General features: G+C 52.0%; 15 protein-coding genes. 12 read left to right on the plus strand and 3 right to left on the minus strand.

Going from position 1 to position 21,099, the window contains the following annotated elements:
- The first annotated feature begins 38 nt into the window (after window positions 1-38).
- The 6 genes from L466_RS13500 to L466_RS13475 all read left to right on the plus strand — a co-directional run bounded on the left by L466_RS13500 (window position 39) and on the right by L466_RS13475 (window position 7,964).
- Window positions 39-2,531, plus strand: coding sequence for a TcfC E-set like domain-containing protein (locus L466_RS13500; protein WP_032680623.1), 2,493 nt, complete (start codon window positions 39-41; stop codon window positions 2,529-2,531).
- A 4-nt stretch (window positions 2,532-2,535) separates the two neighbouring features.
- The gene (locus tag L466_RS13495) at window positions 2,536-4,152 is read left to right on the plus strand and encodes a fimbrial protein (protein ID WP_072255707.1); all 1,617 of its coding nucleotides are present in this window, start codon (window positions 2,536-2,538) and stop codon (window positions 4,150-4,152) included.
- Window positions 4,149-4,844, plus strand: coding sequence for a fimbrial biogenesis chaperone (locus L466_RS13490; RefSeq protein WP_032680624.1), 696 nt, complete (start codon window positions 4,149-4,151; stop codon window positions 4,842-4,844). Before L466_RS13495 ends, L466_RS13490 begins: the two co-directional genes overlap by 4 nt.
- Window positions 4,845-4,940: 96 nt before the next feature.
- On the plus strand, window positions 4,941-5,669 hold the full coding sequence (locus L466_RS13485) for a winged helix-turn-helix domain-containing protein (protein ID WP_014170839.1): 729 nt from the start codon (window positions 4,941-4,943) through the stop codon (window positions 5,667-5,669).
- Entirely contained in the window at window positions 5,644-6,117 is a 474-nt protein-coding gene (locus L466_RS13480; protein ID WP_020883251.1) for a hypothetical protein, read from the plus strand. Before L466_RS13485 ends, L466_RS13480 begins: the two co-directional genes overlap by 26 nt.
- 359 nt (window positions 6,118-6,476) lie before the next feature.
- Window positions 6,477-7,964, plus strand: a complete 1,488-nt coding sequence (locus L466_RS13475; protein ID WP_229216795.1) for an EAL domain-containing protein — start codon at window positions 6,477-6,479, stop codon at window positions 7,962-7,964.
- A gap of 41 nt (window positions 7,965-8,005) precedes the next feature.
- Here L466_RS13475 and yegD read toward each other — a convergent pair whose 3' ends face one another.
- On the minus strand, window positions 8,006-9,358 hold the full coding sequence (yegD, locus tag L466_RS13470) for a molecular chaperone (protein ID WP_032680625.1): 1,353 nt from the start codon (window positions 9,356-9,358) through the stop codon (window positions 8,006-8,008).
- 130 nt (window positions 9,359-9,488) lie between these two features.
- Between yegD and alkA the strand changes: the two genes are divergently transcribed.
- A complete protein-coding gene (gene alkA / locus L466_RS13465) occupies window positions 9,489-10,361 on the plus strand; it encodes a DNA-3-methyladenine glycosylase 2 (protein ID WP_032681967.1) in 873 nt (290 codons plus the stop codon).
- On the opposite strand, the gene L466_RS13460 is transcribed toward alkA, so the two are convergent.
- Window positions 10,326-13,655, minus strand: coding sequence for a diguanylate cyclase (locus tag L466_RS13460; protein WP_032681969.1), 3,330 nt, complete (start codon window positions 13,653-13,655; stop codon window positions 10,326-10,328). The genes alkA and L466_RS13460 overlap by 36 nt on opposite strands.
- A 343-nt stretch (window positions 13,656-13,998) precedes the next feature.
- Between L466_RS13460 and udk the strand changes: the two genes are divergently transcribed.
- The 3 genes from udk (at window position 13,999) to asmA (ending at window position 17,186) form a co-directional block, all read left to right on the plus strand.
- The gene (gene udk, locus L466_RS13455) at window positions 13,999-14,640 is read left to right on the plus strand and encodes a uridine kinase (protein ID WP_032680626.1); all 642 of its coding nucleotides are present in this window, start codon (window positions 13,999-14,001) and stop codon (window positions 14,638-14,640) included.
- Between the two features lie 91 nt (window positions 14,641-14,731).
- Window positions 14,732-15,313: a dCTP deaminase gene (gene dcd / locus L466_RS13450; protein ID WP_020883257.1), complete on the plus strand. Its 582-nt coding sequence runs from the start codon at window positions 14,732-14,734 to the stop codon at window positions 15,311-15,313.
- Between the two features lie 22 nt (window positions 15,314-15,335).
- Window positions 15,336-17,186 carry an outer membrane assembly protein AsmA gene (gene asmA / locus L466_RS13445; protein WP_032680627.1) on the plus strand — a complete coding sequence of 617 codons (1,851 nt, stop codon included), beginning with the start codon at window positions 15,336-15,338 and terminating at the stop codon, window positions 17,184-17,186.
- Window positions 17,187-17,232: 46 nt separating this feature from the next.
- On the opposite strand, the gene L466_RS13440 is transcribed toward asmA, so the two are convergent.
- Window positions 17,233-18,816, minus strand: coding sequence for a TerC family protein (locus tag L466_RS13440; protein ID WP_020883259.1), 1,584 nt, complete (start codon window positions 18,814-18,816; stop codon window positions 17,233-17,235).
- 692 nt (window positions 18,817-19,508) lie between these two features.
- Between L466_RS13440 and L466_RS13435 the strand changes: the two genes are divergently transcribed.
- Both L466_RS13435 and wzb read left to right on the plus strand, forming a co-directional pair.
- Window positions 19,509-20,648 carry a polysaccharide export protein gene (locus L466_RS13435; RefSeq protein WP_014170829.1) on the plus strand — a complete coding sequence of 380 codons (1,140 nt, stop codon included), beginning with the start codon at window positions 19,509-19,511 and terminating at the stop codon, window positions 20,646-20,648.
- A 6-nt stretch (window positions 20,649-20,654) separates the two neighbouring features.
- The gene (wzb, locus tag L466_RS13430) at window positions 20,655-21,098 is read left to right on the plus strand and encodes a low molecular weight protein-tyrosine-phosphatase Wzb (protein ID WP_014170828.1); all 444 of its coding nucleotides are present in this window, start codon (window positions 20,655-20,657) and stop codon (window positions 21,096-21,098) included.
- Window position 21,099: the final 1 nt, after the last annotated feature.

The raw sequence follows: 21,099 nt of genomic DNA on the forward strand, positions 1-21,099 counted from the left end.
GGTACCAGTAATAAAAATACCGAAAAGTAAGGATGCGTATGTCTTTTAAATATCTTATAGGAGGGAGTTTATTACTCTCTTATGCGCTAACATCAGGGGTTGCGCATTCTGCACCGGTTAAGATTGGTAATTATGTTATTCCAGGGGCATTCGCGCGTTCTCTTGAACAGGGGATGACGGTCCCCGTTTATATCCGCTACCAGGAGACGGATACAAAAAGCCAACAAAAAATTGCTGATGCGGTCATCTCGCTGGTTGAGGGAAATATCGTTGTAAAATCCATTATGATTGCCGATTTGCCCAATAACGCGGTGCTTTCAGAGAAAACGCGCGAGATGGTGGAAAAAATAGGCGATGCGAAATTTATCGACAATACCTCTCTTGCCCTTTCGCGAGACGCACGGCTGAAATTAAACGTCTCCTCTTTTCATCTGGAGATGATTGTCAGCCGGGATGCCCTGACTGAAGCGGTGGTCGCCCGCAGTTCATTGCTGGGACCGTCCAGCGTTGATCGACTGTCTACTGTGCTGAATTACAACTTTGGCACCTATTACAATGACTACCGCAATGGCAGCAGCTCTCGCAGTTATTTAACCCTGGATAACACCACCTCGTTGAGAGAGCACCACCTCAATATCAATGGCTCGGTCTATGGTATTGGCGAGAGTAACCGCTCCAGCAAACTGTATCGTGCCATGTATGAGCGCGATTATGAGGGTTATCGTCTGGCGTTGGGCATGCTCGACACCTGGAACGTTCAGTCGATCGCCAGCCTCAATGCGCTGAATGGCGGCAAGATCTACGGCGTCAGCTACGGCAATAAAGGCAGTACGGTGGTTGAAAACACCTCCCTGTCCTTGGTCCCAATAACCATATTTTTACCGTCTGCCGGTGAAGTGCATGTGTTTCGTGATGGGCGCTTGTTAAGCGTTCAGAACTTCAACATGGGCAGCTACGAAATTGACACCAGCCGGTTCCCATACGGTGTGTATGACGTCACGGTGGATGTCGTGGTAAATGGCCGGACGGTGAACACCCGCGTCAGTCGGGTGAATAAAATTTTTGCCCGCCAGCAGGCCGCAGGCCTGCATGAAGTCGCATGGCAAATTTTTGGCGGTTCACTTGATTACGACCGCGTGAGTTATAAACGCAATCATTACCGTGATGCCGGCAGTGAACAGACCTGGATTGCGGGTGGTGCGGCCTCGTTAACCCTGGCAATGCTCTCCGGGCTAACCCTGAAAACGACAGGTTATGGGTTTGATGACAATGCCGTCAATGAAACGGACATTACTCTTAACGTCAACGAATATGTCAGCGTCGGGACACAAACGCTGGTGGCGAACGACGGAACATGGCGCAACGTCAGCAGCGCCAGTCTTAATGCTCCAGGCGGGTTTGGATCGCTGTGGGCGTCGCGGGAAGACAGCAAAATCGGTAACCGTCTGCCGGTGCAGGAGCGGGATAACTATTCGGTTGGCGCAACATTGAACCTGAGCCGGTTTATTCCGCACGGTGGCACGTTAACGGTCAGCCAGACCGAAAACCGCTATTCCGGTAATACCTACCGAAACCTGGATTACAGTACCACCCTCTATGCGGGACGGTACGCTACAGTGGGGTTACGGGCCGGGGTACAGCGCTATTACTACAACAATACGAATGATGACGGACGTCAGGAACGCTATGTCAGCCTGGATTTATCGCTGCCGCTGGCCTCGTGGATGAGTGTCGGGGTTTCACGCGATCGCTACGGCGCAACACAGGGCAATATCAGCGCGCGTAAACAATTTGAGGATAGCGTCATTACGTCTGCAGGCATTTCCGCCTCGACGCGCCTGAGTGGAGAGCAGAACTACGACAACAATTACGCTGTAAATGGCAACCTGAGTTATGACACCCGCTATAACGGCGGTACGGTTTCGGTGACCCGTTCAGCGGACAACTCGACCAATATGAACTTCTCCTCTCAGGGTTCCGTTGCCTGGGCGGGTGGGGATTTTGGTCTGAGCAAAGAGCGACAGCGCTCGGGCATTATTGTGAAAACCGATCTTGTGGGTGATGGAAAGCTGGCCGCAAAAATAAATAACCGAAATTATATTCTTAGCGGCAAATCGAGCTTTATTGCACTCCCGCCTTACGCGCAATACAAGCTGGAAATTATGAATGATAAAAACTCTGAAGACAGTTTTGACATTGTCTCCGGCCGTAAACAGGCGCTTAACCTTTACCCCGGTAACGTCGGCGTGGTGTCACCTGAGGTGAAAAGCATGGTGACCGTGTTTGGCCGGGTGCGATATCCCAATGGTGAACTGGCGTCAAATACGGACATCCATAACCACATTGGCAAAACGCGCACCGACGCGAAAGGTGAGTTCGCCATTGATATTGATAAGAAGTATCCCGTTATTACCCTGGTGTCCGCCAACGGTAATATCTGCGAAGCGGATTTAGATCTGGAAAAAGCCAGGGGCGCTGCGTGGGTAGGGGATGTTAAATGTGCACCACAAACCACGATGGCGCAGAGATAATGCTATGAAAAAAAGTGCTTCCGTTTTTATTTCGCTCCTGTTTTTGGCGGGGTTAATTCCCTTCTCCGCAAGGGCACTGACCGCCTCATCGTCAGGGGCGATCAACAACACGTTTTTATTTATCGAGAACGACATTGACGGTGAGTATTTCATTACGCCGTCCGCGTTAGATCCCCGTTTCAGCGGGTCAAATACCTGGGTTAAATACGGTACCTCCCAGGTCAGCCTCGGTTACCTGGGTTATGTCATTTGGACTGCGCCGGCCAATAATTATCAGGATATGTGGATTGATAATTCGCCCATTGATGCTCCTTTCACCGGAATACGCTGCTACCGAGGTTCGCAGTGTCCGACGACGGGCTACATTGCCGGGCAGGGGGTGGATAACAATGGTTTTTACCACGCGCAGGTTGGATCCGTGGCGGGGGTTATTGGCGGAGCGTATGGCTTTGCTTCGCTGAGCAACTCAGCCTATGAGTATTTCCGTAATATGCCGACGGGGGGCAGCGAAACCTATGTTTTTAACCGCTGCTATACCTCGGTTAACTATGATTACGCCTCAGGACAACGCTGTAAGGATCAGACAACAGGTCGCTGGAATTACATCAATTACACGTTAAACAAGCGGGGACATCTGGCGCTGGAATCAACAAGTGCCTTTCAGGAGCTGTGGATCGCCAGTGATGGAACCCCAAGCATCACAAATGATTCCGGATCCTGTGAGCTGGGTGTCGTCAGTAACGTTGATGGCGTAATTTGTAAAATGGTCAAATACAACCTTGAGCAGACGCAAAATTTGACGGCATCGTTGACGTTCAGAGCGTATATCGATTCTGCTGCACTGGGTTTTACCCCTTCCGCAACCACCGTGAAATATTCGGGAAATGGCTCGACATGGTATAACTTCAGCGCCTCGACGGCGTATTACAATGTCTTTTCGACATCTGGCCAGTATATCTATGTCTTTTTGTCGAAAACATTCCTTAAGAATCTGGTGGATGCAGGCGTCAGTATTACCAACAGCCAGCCCTTTACGTTTGCGTTTACGAATGCATTAACCCCGGAGTCAGGCTATTACCAGTTTACCCCCTCTTTGCAGCTCAATATTGTGCCGAAGGAGTATGGGATTAGCATTGTCTCATCGAATAATACGGCCTCTGCCAGTGGAAGCGGCACCATCGGAGATGACGCGCCGATCGAGATGGATTACGTCGTCACCGTATCGGGACCCCGTCAGGCTGACAGTATTACGGCCCAGGTTATCGGGGACAGCACGACAATCAACGATACCCCTTACTGCCTGTTTACGTCGGCCCAGGGGGGGATAAACGTGCCTGTCCCTGCCTATCTGCAATACAACACCGCGTCGGGAAGCCCTACTCAGGTGAGGAACAGCTGCAGTGAAAATGCCATTAGTCTGAACGATGCGTTATGGCAACAGGTGCCATGGGATGCCAACAACACGGATGATGGCAGCTTTTTCAGCACCAACTTAACGCTGCTGTTCCCGATGAATGATTCCCGCTCAGCACTGACGGTGGCTGGTGCTGACTGGGAAGGCGTGGTCAGCGCCAGTGGTGAAATCAAAGTCACCGCGAACTGGCTGGGAGTAACAAAATGATGCGCTGGCGGAAGGTCGCGGAGGGTGTGGTGGGACTCTGCATTGCGCTTTACACGCTTTCTGCCCACGCGCTGTATCTGGACTCCACGATCTATGATATCCCCGCAGAGCGGTCGTTCATTAGCAAACGTATTTACAACGACAGCCACAAACAGAATGTGTACAGCATTTCGGCGATTAAAATCGACCGTCCAGGACCGGGTGGGGAAAAGCGTCTGCCAATAGAGGACGGGGAGTTGCTGTTTACACCGCTCACGTTTTCGCTCGCCCCGGACGCCGGGGAGTATTTTAAGATCTTCTATCGCGGGCCCGAGGATGACAAAGAGCGTTACTACCGGATTCAGTTTCGCGAGATGCCGGTAACGCTGTTTGCTGAACGTCATTCAGGCAAAGCAAGTGAAGCTGTGCCCGCTATTGCATTGGATACGATACTGGTGGTCAGGCCCAGAAAGCTGACGCTAGGTTATACTCTGGATGAGCAAAAAGGGGCGCTGACAAATACCGGCAATACGTTTTTCAGGATCATCGTACACAAGGGATGCCAGTCAACCGATGACGAGGCGACGATGCGCTACCTGCTGCCTGGAGAGACCTACCGAAGCAGCGCGTTAAACACTAAAAATAAAAAATTCATCGTTGCGTTGAAAAAATATATACCGATAGGCGATGGTTGTTTTAAAAATAACAGTTAAAGTTTAAAGAAACAGTTCTTATATTGCTAACTGAACTCTGGGAATATATTCTGTACTGCGTGCTGGCATTGCCGCCGATAATAAAAGAGTTCCCGGATGAAAAAGATAATCAATGATCATATTGTATACGATTCAGAGACCAGAGCGCTAAGTGTACAGGGAGAAAGAGTGGTTCTGTCCGCTGCAACGGCAAGATTACTGGAGCTCTTTATTGCGAATAACCGCAAACAATTACATCGGGATCTGATTATAGAAGAAGTGTGGGGAAGGTATGGGTTGATCCCATCAGGTCACAGTCTGAATAAAAATGTCAGTATTTTGCGCAAAACGTTAGCAGAACTGGGAATGGATAATCTGATCGCAACTATCCCCCGAGAAGGATTTGTTTTTCAGGCGCAGATCGAAAACGTAAAAGAAGATGCGTTGCCGCATAGCATCACTGCATTAACCTCCGCCACCAAACCCGGGTTAAGGCGATACGGTAAAACGATCGTTGGCGGAATGTTAGGCATCAGCCTGGTGATATCTGGCTTTGTCCTTCTGCCAAAATTATTACGAGATACCGATGGTGTCGTGCATGTACAAAAATCCGGTTCCTGTGAAATATTTACGACAGATGATAATTCAGTTGAGAAAATATCCACTTTTTTGAATTCATCCCGATGGCAGCAATTCAAATCTATCTGTAAGGGAAGAAATAAGGTCATTGTGTTTTATGATGACAATGGATTGTCTGCAGGTAATAAACTAAAGGAATCATTTTTCAGTATTTGTACGTTAGGCTCCCGGGGAGTTGCACATGCGTGCGAAAATTATGTATTTTAGTCTTGCCGTAGCGCTTGTTATCATTTTTTTGTTTTTATTTAAACGTCATGAGGTTCCGGCAGCGCTGGTATGCTCAGCGAAGAACCATCTTGTGCTCAATACGCAAAAAACAGGTATGCACATCGAAGGGGAGGTATTGCTGGTTTTCAGGATATCATCTGCTGAAGAGGGGGTATTGTCACAAGTGGGCGTGATTAATGTTAATGGGAAAAGTTACGCCATTAACCGTTCCACGATGCTTAAATTTTTAGGTAATGATAGTGACGGCTACATACGTACCCAACGGGTTTCTGTGATCAAAAATGATAATGATGATTTGCCTGATGAGATCACGGGATTAATTATGTCTAAGCAACACAACTTCTATTATAAAATAATGCATATTGCGCACAATGTGTACGGTATACGCGATTTGCGACGCACCCTGTTGGTGTGTCGGGCAGCGTAATCCTCAGAATAGGGTATCGTCTTATTCTGAAATAATAACCTATATGTCGCAGTGCTTATGGTTTTTTATTCTGTTAGAATCGGGTTTGTTATCACTAAAGTTTGTCTGAATGTGAATATAAGCGCATAAGTTTGTACTCATTTCGGACCTCAGAATTCGCTACCGATACAGCAAGAATATTCTTATCATTTCCCCTGCGCTCAGTTTTGTTGCAAGGGGGATGAGCTACTACACATTATGCAATCTAAAGGCATTTTATTTGTTTTACCTTAAGTCTATGTGAATACCAGGTCAATTGTGAATACACTTTCCTGTTCGGGAAGGCTGCGTTTTACAATGAAAACGTGATGGTGATTATTATGAATAAGAAAAAGGTCTTCCTGCTCAGTTATGACATTTATCTTTTCGCCGGGCTTAGGGCTTTTTTGCCTAATCTGGTACTGGTCGACAGTCAGACATTTATATCAGAGTCAGACCTTTCTTTTCAGCAATACAACTCCTGTCTGTTAATTGTTGATAACCGGATGCCCTTTTTCCTGGTGAAGAAATGGCTACATCGTAACAGTAGCCAGTTTATCATGGTAAACAGCGTTGTTCTCAGGTTGAGCGAAAATGAGTGTATTAATCGAGGCTATGAATACAGTACCTCAATTGATGTAACACTGCATTATACGACCGTCATCGATATACTCACGCGTATACTGATGACCACCCCGCAACCGGAATCACGCGTAAAATCAGATGAGCTGGACGTTTTCGCGTTAACCGAATTTGAGGCAGACATGCTTAATGCCATGATGACGAAAGAGGGGCAGGCCGAATTCTGCCGGGCAAATTCATTGACCACAAAATCCCTGTATCGCTACCGGGATAAAATAACGCACAGGCTTGGTTTTAAAAATTTTATTGAATCTATTATTTTTCTTATCCGCAATGGTTTCCTGACTGAAAGAGATGTGGGGCAGAACAGTACGTTAATGCGCAAATCCACCGGGCGTAGTTATGATAATAATGATGCGGGGCGTCTGAGTCTGGCACTCAAAAATGATGAAATTTTACCTTATTATCAACCCGTTGTCGGTGCAGGTGGTGAGCTGTGTGGTATAGAGATTTTGGCCCGCTGGCCATTAGGGCATAATTACACGATTTCGCAGCGAGAATTTATTCCGCTGGCAGAAAGCTGTGGCCTGATTAATGAACTCACCAGCTATTTAATGCATAAAGTTGCCAGTGACTTAAAGCAAAAGAATAACGGGTTAAATACACCGCTGTTTGTGGCGTTTAATGTCAGTCCAACCACGTTAAGTAACCCGGTGTTTTATTGGGAGTGCCTCAATTTTTTAGAGCTGACAGAATCGTTACCGGTGAAGCTCATGATTGAGATCACCGAAAATCAAACGCTGGCCGTGACGCCTGCAATAAAAGAACTGATACGTTCACTGCGTAATCGCGGGGTGATGTTTGCTCTGGATGACTTTGGTACAGGATACGCGAATTTATGCTATCTGAATGAACTCGAACTGGATGTCATAAAAATTGATAAGACCTTTATCAACGCTATCCAGGCTGATAACCAACCGCTGCCGATGCTGGAATCGATTATTAATCTGGCGATGATTCTGGGGCTGCGTACCGTGGCGGAAGGGGTGGAGTACGCTTATCAGCGAGAGTGGCTTATCAGCAAACAGGTGGATTACCTGCAGGGGTATCATTTCCTGCCCCCGGTGCCGTTCGCTGATTTCCGGCGATTTGTCGAGCAAAGCCAGCCGACGACAAGAGAAGCGGCATGCAAAAAGGGCAGCGTGCTGCCAGGTAAAAAGGAAAATGTGCGTTTTAACGCGCTGTAAACGACGGAAGCCCTGCGCATTTCGAGGGCTTCCGTCGGGGCTTAACGGAACATCACCTGTGCCCAGCGGGCCAGACCTGCCGTTACGGAGCCAAAGTCATCGCCACCGGCAATCGGAATACCCGGAAGCTGTTCCGCCAGCGCTTTCTTGATAAGCGGTGAACGGGCGCTACCGCCGGTCAGGTAAATCACATCCGGCTTCTCTTTACCATTCTCCAGCGCCAGTTGCACCTGCTCGAGGATCCGCTGCAGCGGCTGGGCGAGTGCCGTTTCCAGCCCTTCCTGCGATATCGCGGTCGCCAGCTCATCACTGATAAAAGGTAATGAGACAGCGTGTTCAGCACGGTCAGAGAGGGCGATTTTGCTCTCTTCAGCGATACGCACTACGCGATAGCTGAGACGCTGACGCCACACTTTATAGAGCAGGGCGACTTTATCCGCGTCCTGCGCGTCGCGTACCAAATCGTTCAGAAAGCGCCCGTTCGCGGTGCTGTAAAAATCACTCTGCGCCGGAACGTCGTTGATGGCGATGGCGTTCCACCAGGGCAGAATTGGCAGGGCAATGCCTTTTTCGGTTTGTCCGCCCATGCCGAGCAGCGGCATCAGGCTTTTAAATGCCAGAGCAATGTCCAGGTCGTTACCGCCTACGCGGCAGCCGCTGTGGCCCAACAGGCTGGTTTCGCGGTCACGACGCTGATGCCATTGTGGCCCCATCAGCAGTAAAGAGCAGTCGGTGGTGCCCCCGCCGATATCCACAACGAGCACGCGTTGCTCTTGCGTTAATGTGGCTTCAAAATCCAGTCCTGCCGCTACCGGCTCATACTGGAAGACCACGTCACGGAAACCGGCTCGGTGTGCGGCGCGCTCGAGGATCCCCTGCGCTTGCTGGTTAGCCTCTTCACCGCCCAGACCCTGGAAGTTGATCGGACGACCAATAACGGCCTGCGTGATGGGATCGGGTACCTGGGTCTGCGCCTGGTTACGGATGTGCAGCATCATGGCGCACACCAGGTCTTCGAACATCGCCACCTGCTGTGGTTTTAACCCGCTGGCGCCCAGAAACGACTTCGGTGATTTAACGAAGTAAACCTCTTCCGGATCGTCAATGTAATGGCCCAGCGATGAGAGGCCAAACTGCACGCTGGAAGGGGTCACGTCGATATCTTCGTCGCGGTTAAAACTGACCGCACGGCGCAGCAGCGCCTGGGTTTCCGCCGCGGTAGTGGGAACCTGATGATGACGGAACAGCCATTCGCTGACCGCTTCGCGAGTGGGTGCGCAGAGCATTGATGGCAGCAGCGTGCTCTCGTTTTCCATCTTCAGGAGCTGTGGTTGCCCGTTTTGCATAATGGCAACCGAACAGTTTGCCGTACCGTAGTCAAATCCAATAAACACGATTAGTCCCCATGCCAGTGAGAAGGGGCGAGACTTTAGCGAAATGTCTGCCTGGCGACAACAGGAATATGAAAGCAAGGCGAAACAAGGCCTTTCGGTTTATGCTGAGGGGAACAAAAAAGGAGCGATGATGTATACCCTGACCTGGCAACCCCCTTACGACTGGCAATGGATGTTTGGTTTCCTTGGCGCACGTGCGGTAGCGGGCGTAGAGACCGTCACGGACCACTATTACGAGCGCAGTTTCGCCTGTGAGGGGCATCAGGGGATATTTCGCGTTACGCCGGACAGCCAAACCCCTACGCTTACCGTGACGCTCAGCCCGGGCTTGATTCCGGTTGCGCAGAGCTGTCTTGAGCGTATCGGGCGACTTTTCGATCTTGACTGCGATCCTCAGGCGATCCGCTCGACACTGGGGGATCTGGGGGCCGCTCGGCCAGGCTTACGGTTGCCGGGGGCGATGGATGCCTGGGAGCAGGGTGTGCGGGCGATACTCGGGCAACTGGTTAGCGTGGCGATGGCGGCAAAGCTGGCTTCCCGCGTTGTCGCCCTGTGCGGGGAGCCGGTTGAAGACGCCCCGGGTTATCTCTGCTTCCCGACCCCGCACGCGCTGGCCGCAGCGGACCCGCTGGCGTTGAAAGCGCTTGGAATGCCGGTAAAGCGGGCGGAGTCGATCGTTCATCTGGCTCAGTCTGTGGTGGACGGGACGTTTCCGCTTTCCCCTCCTGCGGATATTGAGGCGGGAATGAAGGCCTTACAGCAGCGGCCCGGAATAGGACGCTGGACGGCAAACTACCTGGCCCTGCGTGGCTGGCAGGCGAAGGACGTTTTTCTGCCGGATGATTATCTGATAAAGCAACGTTTTGCCGGGATGACGCCTGCGCAAATTCGGCGCTACGCCCAGCGCTGGCAGCCCTGGCGTTCGTATGCGTTGCTGCACATCTGGTATACCGATGGCTGGGCGCCATCAGTTGATGGCGAAATAGCTGGTATTAAGCAGTAGATCCAACGGCTGCGGCTCGGCGATGGTGTCGCCGTAAATAAAATCAATGCCGATGCCGGAGAGCGTGTCCATCATGATGGGCTGGTTACACGGACCGGCGATGGTTTTCATGCCCAGGCGCTGGGCGTGCCCCTGAACGATCGTCACCATCATCTCATCCATCAGGTTGCCATAAACATTCGTCACCATTTCCGTATCAAGCATCAGATAATCGGCCATATTGGCGCTGAGGTGGCTAAAGACGTTCATATCGCGTCCCACCTGGCTGAGCACGACACGGCAGCCAGCATGGCGAAGCTTTTGCAGGCCCTGCTGCAGGTTCTCATCCGGATTACATACCACGTCGGCAGCGATAACCAGATGCAGCAGACGGCCCGGCATGGGACTCTTCTCCAGCAGGTCGACAAGTTCATCAACCAGCGTGACGCTTGCTAAACCTGCTTCAGAAAGCGGAAGCGCGACCCCCATGCCTTTGTGGGCGACCTGTGCGGCGGAGGTGCGGAAAAACTCGTTGAAGATACGTCTGTCAAGGGCGTGCAACAGTTCAGGCTCCGCAAGTCCGGAGCGGAACGCATGCTCTTCCTGCACTTCGCCCTGGCTGGTCCACAGGCGTAATGAAATCAGCCAGAAGTTGCAGCTTTCCGGTATCCGTGGAGACGCGACGCTGCGGGCAATCATCATCAGGTGATTGTCTTTAATCATGTGCCACTGCTCATCAAGCGACATCATGCTGCGCATGCCGTGGTCCCGTTCCTGCTGGGGTTCGTAAACCGTGACGACGCCGCGTCCGCTGTTTTTCGAGGCGTAACAGGCGATATCCGCCTGTGACATGATTTCCGAAGCCTGATGGTTATTTTCATCAATCAGAGTGATACCCGCGCTGGCGCCGATCCGGTGCAGACGTCCTTCCCACATAAAGTGATAGTCATTGATGGTGTTAATCAGGCGGCCGGTAATATAACGCGCGCTTTCGATATTGCAGTCCGGGAGCAACAACCCGAATTCGTCCCCGCCGAGACGAGCCAGCACGTCGCTGGAGCGGAGCATAGTCAACATTAATGACGAAAGCTCCCGCAGCAGAGCATCACCCGCCGCATGGCCTGCGGTGTCGTTGACGGCTTTAAAACGATCGAGATCGATAAACACCAGCGCATGACGCTGGCGTGTCTCCTGTACAGTCTGTAAGAGCCGTTTGAGGTGATTTTCGAAACTGACCCGGTTTGCGAGGTGGGTGAGGGCATCGTGCGAGGCACTGTAACTGAGCTGACGCAGCATTTTGCGCGATTCCGTCACGTCCTGAATCACGATCACGGAGCCAATGTTTTGCCCGTCCAGCGTACTGAGCGGGGTGATGCTGTAGTGGATATCGTAGTTGCCGCCGGTACGGCAGTTCAGCACCACGTCCTGGTCTATATCGGAACGGGACATATCGCCGCTGTGAATATTCTCCATCAGCGGTCCCTTTTCACCAAAGGTGATGTGCAACACTTTCAGGACAGGCTGCCCGATAGCCTCGGTCTGCAGCCAGCCGCTCATCTTCTCGGCAACCGGGTTCATAAAGGTGACATTCATGTCGATATCGGTACACAACACCGCTTCGCCGATGGAATCGAGGGTAATGTGCAAACGCTCTTTTTCCTGGAACAGCGCTTCGTTGAGTTGCTTCACCTCGGTCATGTCCATGTTGATGCCGAGCAGGCGTTCGACTTCACCCTGTTTGTTCAGTACCCGGTTCGCCAGAGAGCGTATATGGCGCACGCCTTCTTTAACACGAATGCGGAACTCAAGCTTAAACGGCAAACGTGAAATGAGGGAATCCCGGAGCACCTTTTCAGCGTGAGCGCGGTCTTCCGGGAGCATCGTTTCGTGCCAGAGCTGCCAGGTGGGCTTGATGTGCGGTGGGATCTCATACAGCTCAAACATCCGCTTATCCCAGCTGATAATGTCTGGCTCTAGATCCCACTCCCAGATGCCGATACCGCCCGCTTCGTTGGCGAGGGTGATGCGCTCCATCAGGCGTTTATTGACCCACTCGGTCTGCTTCAGGTCGTTAATATCTTCAATCTGGGCGATAAAATAGAGCGGTGAACCGTCGGTGTGGCGCACCACGGAGACGGCAAGCAGGGCCCAGACCACTTCACCATTGCGGGTGTAGTAACGCTTCTCAAGGGTGTAGGTGTTGATGTCGCCGTTGACCAGCTGCTCCAGCTGTTCGAGATCGGTATTCAAATCTTCCGGCCAGGTTAACTGTTGGAAGGTGAGGGCCTGAAGCTCCGTCTGGCTGTATCCCAGGAAGTTACACAGGGCTTTATTGGCCTGAAGCCACTGCCCCTCAATGCTGACCAGCGCCATGCCGATGGCGGAATACTCCATTGCGTTACGAAAACGCGCTTCACTTTCGGTGATATGTTTGCGTTCGGCGCGAAAGGCATACATCACCATGGTCATAATATTGGCCGGCAACAGCATCATCAAAAAGGGCAGCCAGGGCGCGTTTAGCGTCACCAGCAGGTTTTGCGGCGTCATGGATGCAGGGTTACGCGTCATGATCAGCGAGACCATCATCACGGTGACCAGAAACACCAGAAACGCCTCCATTCGCGGCAGGCGCACGGCGCTCCACATAAGCAGAACGATAACGCAGGTGAAGGGCCACGGCAGCCAGGTAATCGCCATCCAACTGAGAGCCAGCGTCACGGCCATGGTGGCCAGCGTTTCCAGCAGCAATTTTGGGTTGCGGTGACGCAGTAGATAATGTGGTTTAAAGAGTAACCCTAACGGCACCAGCGCCAGCGCGCCAATGGCTTCTGATAACACCCAGACGAGGAAATTACGCAGCGGCTCCGGACCCGGCACCAGAAGATACACCAGCACCCCGCCAACCAGCGGTGGCACCAGCGCACTGCCGATGGACAGACGGATCCAGTCATTCAGATTCTGCAGGGGGTTATACCACGGGAGCAGTTTACGCAGTAACACCGCGCCAATCACGGCTTCAACCACGTTGATAGCGGTATAGGTCGGGTTGATCGACGACCAGGAGAAAAGCATCCACGCGGCCAGGATATTGCCAAACGAGCAGGCCAGAGCGATACCCGGCCACATCTTTCCCGCATGACGGTAGAAGGCCACCATCATGATGGCGGTAGGGAACCAGAGCGGGGCGAGCAGGGTGCCGAAGCGGGTCAGCTCCAGCGAAAATAAGGTAAAGATAAAGGTGACCAGGCCCAGACAGACAAGTCGCAATAAAGGATGTGGGGTGGTAACCAAAACCCGCTGGTATTGTTTATTCATTACCGCTTTATCCAGAGACGCCATGCCGTCAGGAGAGAAGTCCGGACGAGTGAATTTGATAATTTGGTTTATGCTAGTACAAACAATTTACAATTCATATGGCGACTGCTCATAATTTGACATCATAGACTTATTAAATAGTTACTCGGTAAAAAATCCCCGGCAAACGCTGAAAAAACGTGCGTTTAAATTTCACAAAGGGATCATTTCGTCGCTTTTCACCCTGTCTCGCAGAACCTGCGCTTTCGACTGGTATCATGCCCGCGAAATCCCTATAATTGCCGCGTTTGACGCTCCGGCGTCGTCCTTCCTTAACATCCAGGTTAATCAGGTCGCTAAATTTATGACTGATAAGTCTCATCAGTGCGTCATTATAGGCATCGCCGGCGCATCGGCTTCAGGTAAAAGTCTTATTGCCAGTACGCTTTACCGCGAACTGCGTGAACAAGTTGGTGATGAGCATATCGGCGTCATTCCCGAAGACAGCTATTACAAAGATCAATCCCATCTGTCGATGGAAGAACGCGTAAAAACTAACTATGACCATCCTAATGCGATGGATCACAGCTTACTGTTCCAGCATTTAGAAGCACTTAAAAGCAGCCAGGCAATTGAACTTCCCGTCTATAGTTATGTAGAACATACCCGTACGCAGGAAACGATCCGTATCGAACCGAAGAAGGTCATTATCCTTGAAGGTATTTTGCTTCTGACCGACTCCCGTCTGCGTGAATCAATGAACTTCTCGATTTTCGTCGATACGCCGCTGGATATCTGCCTGATGCGCCGCATTAAGCGTGACGTGAATGAGCGTGGACGTTCAATGGACTCCGTGATGGCGCAATACCAGAAAACTGTCCGCCCGATGTTCCTGCAATTCATTGAACCATCCAAGCAATACGCCGATATCATCGTGCCTCGCGGCGGTAAAAACCGCATAGCCATTGATATCTTAAAAGCGAAAATCAGCCAGTTTTTTGAATAAGCCGCGCGAATTGTGTACCGTTCAGGGATAACCTGGTTTTGCCCTGAGTCTTTATGGCTTCAGGGTACGATGCATGAAAGGAGAAAGTGCGATGCGTCTTTGTGATCGCGATATTGAAGCCTGGCTGGATGAAGGCCGTCTGTCTATTACACCACGTCCACCCGTGGAGCGTATCAATGGTGTGACTGTTGATGTGCGCCTGGGAAATAAATTCCGCACTTTTAGCGGCCATACCGCACCGTTCATCGACCTTAGCGGGCCGAAGGATGAAGTCAGCGCCGCGCTTGATCGCGTGATGAGTGATGAAATCGTTATTGACGAGGGCGAAGCCTTTTATCTGCATCCGGGTGAACTGGCGCTGGCGGTGACCTATGAGTCCGTGACGCTGCCTGCGGACCTGGTCGGCTGGCTCGATGGCCGTTCTTCTCTGGCGCGACTGGGGCTGATGGTTCACGTGACCGCGCACCGTATTGATCCAGGCTGGTCGGGCCGTATCGTGCTCGAGTTCTTCAATGCCGGTAAACTGCCTCTGGCACTGCGTCCAGGGATGATGATCGGTGCGCTGAGTTTTGAACCGCTAACCGGTCCGGCAGATCGTCCTTATAACCGCCGTCAGGATGCTAAATATCGCGACCAGCAGGGTGCGGTCGCGAGCCGTATTGATAAAGACTGATCGTTAGTCCACTGAGGATGCTATGAGAAGAGTTCTGACAACGCTGATGATTTTGCTGGTGGTTCTGGTTGCTGGCCTTTCGGCGTTAGTCCTGCTTGTTAACCCTAATGATTTCCGTGCTTACATGGTGCGGCAGGTCGAAGCGCGTAGTGGTTATCAACTGAAGCTTGATGGGCCGCTGCGCTGGCACGTCTGGCCGCAACTCAGCATTCTCTCAGGCCGCATGTCGTTAACCGCGCCGGGTGCCTCCCAGCCGCTGGTCTCTGCCGATAACATGCGTCTTGATGTGGCGTTGATCCCGCTCTTTTCACACCAGTTGCAGGTCGACCAGGTGATGCTGAAAGGGGCGGTGATTCAGCTGACGCCGCAAACTGAAGCCGTGCGTGACTCGGATGCGCCGGTCGCCCCGCGGGAAAATACGCTGCCCGACGAGCCGACGGATACGGGCTGGTCATTTGATATAGCCAAACTGAAAGTCGCCGACAGCGTGCTGGTTTTCCAGCATGAGTCCGACGAGCAGGTAACCGTCCGTAACATCAACCTGAAGATGGAGCAGGACGCCCATCATATTGCCTCGCTGGAGTTTAGCGGAAGGCTGAACCGCGATCAGCGCGATCTCAATTTGTCGCTGAACGCCAACGTGAATGCCTCAGATTACCCCCATCAGCTCACGGCGGATATTCAGCAGCTGAACTGGCAACTGACGGGAGCCGATCTTCCTGCCCAGGGGATCACCGGTCAGGGAACGCTGCAGGCCGTGTGGCGCGAAGAACAAAAACAGCTTGAGCTGGATAATCTCAACCTGCAGGCGAACGACAGCAGTCTGACAGGGCAGGCGAGCGTCACGCTTGAGGAGAAGCCGAAGTGGGTAATGAATCTGCAGTTTGACAAGCTCAATCTGGAGAACTTACTTCCGCCTCAGCCAGCAGGTGCAACCGACGGTAACGCTGCTCAGAATGGGCAAAGCCAGCCGTCCAAGCCGCGTCCGGTCATCTCCTCGAGTCTTGATCAGCCAGACTATAACGGTCTGCGCGGATTCACGGCTGATATCTTACTGAAAGCTAACAGCCTGCGCTGGCGCGGTATCGATTTTACCGACGTGAGCAGCCAGATGTTTAACCATAACGGTTTGCTGGTGATCTCCGAACTGAGCGGCAAAATGGGCGCTGGACATCTTTCTCTGCCGGGCACGCTGGACGTGCGTAAAGAGACGGCCAGCGCCGAATTCCAGCCGCGTCTCGACAACGTTGAGATTGGTACCATCCTTAAAGCCTTTAATTACCCAATCTCCTTAACGGGCCAATTGACGCTGGCGGGTGACTTCTCGGGGACGAAGATTGATGCTGAGGCTTTCCGCCGCGAATGGCAGGGGCAGGCCCATCTTGATCTGAAAGATTCCCGTATGGAAGGGCTTAACTTCCAGCAGCTGGTGCAGCAGGCGGTGGAGCGCAGCAGTGATGTCAAAGCCCAGGAAAACTACGACAGCGCAACGCGCCTCGACAGCTTTACCACTGACCTGACGCTGGATAACGGGCAGCTCACCCTCGACGGAATGCAGGGAACCTCTTCACTCCTGTCGTTAACCGGTGAAGGTAAGCTGGATCTGGTGAAAGAGACGGCGGATACCCGATTTAACGTGCGGGTACTTTCCGGCTGGCAGGGTGAAAGTAAACTGATCGACTTCCTTAAAGAGACGCCGGTTCCACTCACTGTCTATGGCAAATGGCAGGCGCTGAATTACAGCCTTCAGGTGGATCAGATCCTGCGCAAACATCTGCAGGACGAAGCGAAACGTCGTCTGAACGACTGGGCGGATCGGAATAAAGATTCTCAGTCAGGGAAGGATGTGAAGAAGCTGTTAGATAAGCTTTGATGCCCGAGCGCCCGGTAGCGCACATGCTACCGGGCAAAACAACTCACTAAACCTCATAGTCCAGTTCTTCTTCATCCCGCAGTGGAATGAGCTGCACCTTCTGTACACGGTGGCTCTCAACCTGCAACGTTTTAAGCAGATAGTCGCCCACCTGAACCTCTTCTCCCGGTTGCGGGATACGCTGCAAATATTCCATCAGCAGACCGGCAATAGTGTGATACTCGCGTTTTTCATCCAGCGGCAACGGCACATATTGCACCAGGTCTTCCAGCGGCATATGACCGTTCGCCGTCCACGACCCGTCGGCATTTTTCTGGATGTCGTGGCGCGCATCAATCTCATCCACCTCGTTGGGCAAATTACCGGCGATGGTTTCCATGACGTCGCTGAGCGTGACCAGTCCTTCAACGGAACCGAATTCATCCACCACGAAGGCAAAGTGAGTGCGTGCATTACGGAACTGCTCAAGGGCAGAAAGCAGCTGCAGTCCTTCAGGGAAGACCAGCGGCTGGCGCACCAGGGCGCGCAGATTGAGTGCTTCACCGTGCAGCTGCTGTTGCAGCAGGTCGATGACGTGCACCACGCCAAGCAACTCCTCTTCCTCTTCACCACCGGTGACAACCACGCGGGTGTGCTGGTTTTTATCCAGCAGGGCGCGAATGTGCTCCTCCGGTGCCGTCAGGTCGATATGCTCGATGTCATGCCGTGATGTCATGATGCTGCTGACCGTCCGCTGATTAAGATTGAGCACCCGCTCAATCATCAGTCGCTCCTGCGGATTAAAGATCAGCCCGTCACTGTGATCGGCAAGCATCGCGGCGGATTCCGCATCCAGTTCTGCATCCTCTTTTTTCCCGCTCAGCAGGCGCATGACCGTGTCGGCCGTGCGTTGACGTAACGTCTGATTCGCTGAGAGGAAGCGGCGACGGTTGAATATCGCCAGCTGGTTCAGCGCTTCAATCATTACTGAGAAACCAATGGCGGCATACAGATAGCCTTTCGGAATGTGGAATCCAAACCCGTCTGCCACCAGGCTAAAGCCAATCATCAGCAGGAAACTCAGGCAGAGAATAACAATGGTCGGGTGGCTGTTAACGAACCGGGTCAGGGCTTTACTTGCCATCACCATCAGCGTAATGGCAATGATCACTGCGGCCATCATCACGGCCAGGTGGTCAACCATCCCGACGGCGGTGATCACCGAGTCCAGTGAGAAGACGGCGTCCAGCACCACGATTTGCGCCACCACAGGCCAGAATTTTGCCCCGCGTCGCTGGGTCGGGTTTTCACTGTCTTTGCCTTCGAGCCGCTCATTAAGTTCAACCGTCGCTTTAAACAGCAGGAACAAGCCACCGAAGAGCATGATCAGGTCACGGGCGCTGAAGCTCAGGCCGTGAACGGAGAACAGAGGCTGTGTGAGCGTGACCAGCCAGGAGATAGAGGCCAGCAGCAGCAACCGCATCACCATCGCCAAAAGCAGGCCCGTTACGCGAGCGCGGTCACGCTGAGAAGGGGGCAGTTTTTCGGCGAGGATGGCGATAAAGACCAGATTATCAATACCGAGCACCAATTCGATGACAACCAGCGTCACCAGTCCGGCCCAGATTGATGGATCGGCAATCCATTCCATAGTAATAGCAATACCTTCTGTTATATGACGAATGTCACACTTCGATCATGGATAAAGCGGCGGGAAATTGCAATGCCGGGCTGAGATTTCTCTTAATAAGGCCGAACAAAAAGAGAGCAATACGCTGGCGCTGTAAATAAGGTAATTACGTATATTTTATTACGCACAGTACATTTTAGGATATATCGCAATTAATGGTTTTTATTGTTGCTTTGTCAATATAAAGAAAATCCTAAAAGGTCAAAACTTTGCTCTTAATATTAATCTTAAAAACAGTTATTAGGACAGTTGTCTCCTTGCCTGCTATTAGGTTAGCTGCAACAATTCCTCCAGCATCAAATGTTAAATCTCCTTGTTGCTATTATTGTTTCGGTCTTCAGGAATGGTTATTGATTATCCGTCGGGCGTTTTTGCGGCTGATATATTTCCAGAAGACCTTGTTCAAGAGGGTGTCTATCCATAACACATTGTTTAGTCAGTGGATTGGTAACTGAAAGCCAAGGGCGGTAGCGTGCCTGAAAGCGTGTGAATCAGCCTCGATTATTCTGTCAATAGCCAATGGATGAATAAGCTTTTTTTAGGACTGATGCCAGTTATATTTCTATTTGATTAACTGCATGCTGAAACCCAATACGACCCGGCTTATTTTAAATTGCACAGGATAATTACTCTGCCAAAGTGATAAATAATCAATGATGAAATCCAAAATGAAATTGATGCCATTATTGGTGTCTGTGACCTTGATGAGTGGTTGTACGGTCTTTCCCGGCAGCAATATGTCAACAATGGGTAAGGATGTGATCAAGCAGCAGGATGCCGATTTTGATCTCGACAAAATGGTGAATGTTTATCCACTCACGCCACGTCTGGTCGAACAATTACGCCCACGTCCGAATGTTGCTCAGCCGAATATGTCTCTGGATCAGGAGATTGCCTCCTACCAGTACCGCGTGGGGCCGGGTGATGTCATCAACGTCACCGTCTGGGACCACCCTGAACTGACCACCCCAGCGGGCCAGTACCGTAGCTCAAGCGACACCGGTAACTGGGTACAGTCAGACGGCACCATGTTCTATCCCTATATTGGCAAGGTACACGTTGCCGGGAAAACGCTCGCCGAAATCCGCAGTGATATTACCGGCCGCTTAGCGCAGTACATCGCCGATCCGCAGGTGGACGTTAATATCGCCGCATTCCGCTCGCAAAAAGCCTATATCTCCGGACAGGTGAATAAATCCGGTCAACAGGCCATCACCAACGTACCGCTGACCGTTCTGGATGCCATTAACGCCGCCGGCGGTTTAACCGACGGTGCCGACTGGCGCAACGTGGTTCTGACGCACAACGGCAAAGAGCAGCGCATTTCGCTGCAGGCGCTGATGCAAAACGGTGACCTGACTCAGAACCGTCTGCTCTATCCGGGCGACATTCTTTACGTACCGCGCAATGACGATCTGAAAGTGTTCGTGATGGGCGAAGTTAAGAAACAGAGCACCCTCAAAATGGACTTCAGCGGCATGACCCTGACCGAAGCGCTGGGTAATGCAGAGGGTATTGATCTGACCACCTCCAACGCCACCGGTATCTTCGTGATCCGTCCGCTGAAAGGTGAGGGCAGTGCGAAAGGCAAGATTGCCAACATCTACCAGCTGGATATGTCCGATGCGACGTCTCTGGTGATGGCAACGGAGTTCCGTCTCCAGCCATACGATGTGGTGTATGTCACCACCGCACCGGTTGCCCGCTGGAACCGTCTGATCAACCAGTTGCTGCCAACCATCAGTGGCGTTCGCTACATGACGGATACGGCGCGCGACATTCATACCTGGTAATCCGCGATGTTTAACAAAATTCTGGTGGTATGCGTGGGGAACATTTGCCGTTCCCCCACGGCTGAACGGCTGCTGAAACTCTACCAGCCCGAACTGACCGTTGAATCCGCAGGGCTGGGTGCGCTGGTCGGTAAAGGTGCCGATGAGCGCGCAACGAGCGTGGCCCGCGATCATAACCTTTCGCTCGACGGGCACATCGCCCGTCAGGTCACCGGCCGTATGTGCCGGGAGTATGACCTGATCCTGACGATGGAAAAACGCCATATCCATGCGCTGTGTGATATCGCACCGGAGATGCGCGGCAAGGTGATGCTGTTTGGTCACTGGGACAATGAACGCGAAATCCCCGATCCATATCGCAAAAGCCATGAGGCCTTCGAGGCGGTATACACCTTACTTGACCAGTCTGCCCGTCAGTGGGCGCAGGCACTGAAAGCTCAGCAGGGATAAC

Source organism: Enterobacter sp. BIDMC 30 (genome assembly GCF_000534355.1).
GTDB classification, from domain to species: Bacteria; Pseudomonadota; Gammaproteobacteria; order Enterobacterales; family Enterobacteriaceae; genus Enterobacter; species Enterobacter ludwigii.

What these genes read in the sequence shown, in the direction of transcription:
- dcd (WP_020883257.1), top strand. Translation starts at nt 14,732, where the DNA reads ATGCGTCTTTGTGATCGCGATATTGAAGCCTGGCTGGATGAAGGCCGT.
- asmA (WP_032680627.1), top strand. Translation starts at nt 15,336, where the DNA reads ATGAGAAGAGTTCTGACAACGCTGATGATTTTGCTGGTGGTTCTGGTT.
- L466_RS13475 (WP_229216795.1), top strand. Translation starts at nt 6,477, where the DNA reads ATGAATAAGAAAAAGGTCTTCCTGCTCAGTTATGACATTTATCTTTTC.
- L466_RS13435 (WP_014170829.1), top strand. Translation starts at nt 19,509, where the DNA reads ATGATGAAATCCAAAATGAAATTGATGCCATTATTGGTGTCTGTGACC.
- L466_RS13500 (WP_032680623.1), top strand. Translation starts at nt 39, where the DNA reads ATGTCTTTTAAATATCTTATAGGAGGGAGTTTATTACTCTCTTATGCG.
- wzb (WP_014170828.1), top strand. Translation starts at nt 20,655, where the DNA reads ATGTTTAACAAAATTCTGGTGGTATGCGTGGGGAACATTTGCCGTTCC.
- L466_RS13490 (WP_032680624.1), top strand. Translation starts at nt 4,149, where the DNA reads ATGATGCGCTGGCGGAAGGTCGCGGAGGGTGTGGTGGGACTCTGCATT.
- L466_RS13480 (WP_020883251.1), top strand. Translation starts at nt 5,644, where the DNA reads ATGCGTGCGAAAATTATGTATTTTAGTCTTGCCGTAGCGCTTGTTATC.
- L466_RS13440 (WP_020883259.1), bottom strand. Translation starts at nt 18,816, where the DNA reads ATGGAATGGATTGCCGATCCATCAATCTGGGCCGGACTGGTGACGCTG.
- alkA (WP_032681967.1), top strand. Translation starts at nt 9,489, where the DNA reads ATGTATACCCTGACCTGGCAACCCCCTTACGACTGGCAATGGATGTTT.
- L466_RS13460 (WP_032681969.1), bottom strand. Translation starts at nt 13,655, where the DNA reads ATGAATAAACAATACCAGCGGGTTTTGGTTACCACCCCACATCCTTTA.
- L466_RS13495 (WP_072255707.1), top strand. Translation starts at nt 2,536, where the DNA reads ATGAAAAAAAGTGCTTCCGTTTTTATTTCGCTCCTGTTTTTGGCGGGG.
- udk (WP_032680626.1), top strand. Translation starts at nt 13,999, where the DNA reads ATGACTGATAAGTCTCATCAGTGCGTCATTATAGGCATCGCCGGCGCA.
- L466_RS13485 (WP_014170839.1), top strand. Translation starts at nt 4,941, where the DNA reads ATGAAAAAGATAATCAATGATCATATTGTATACGATTCAGAGACCAGA.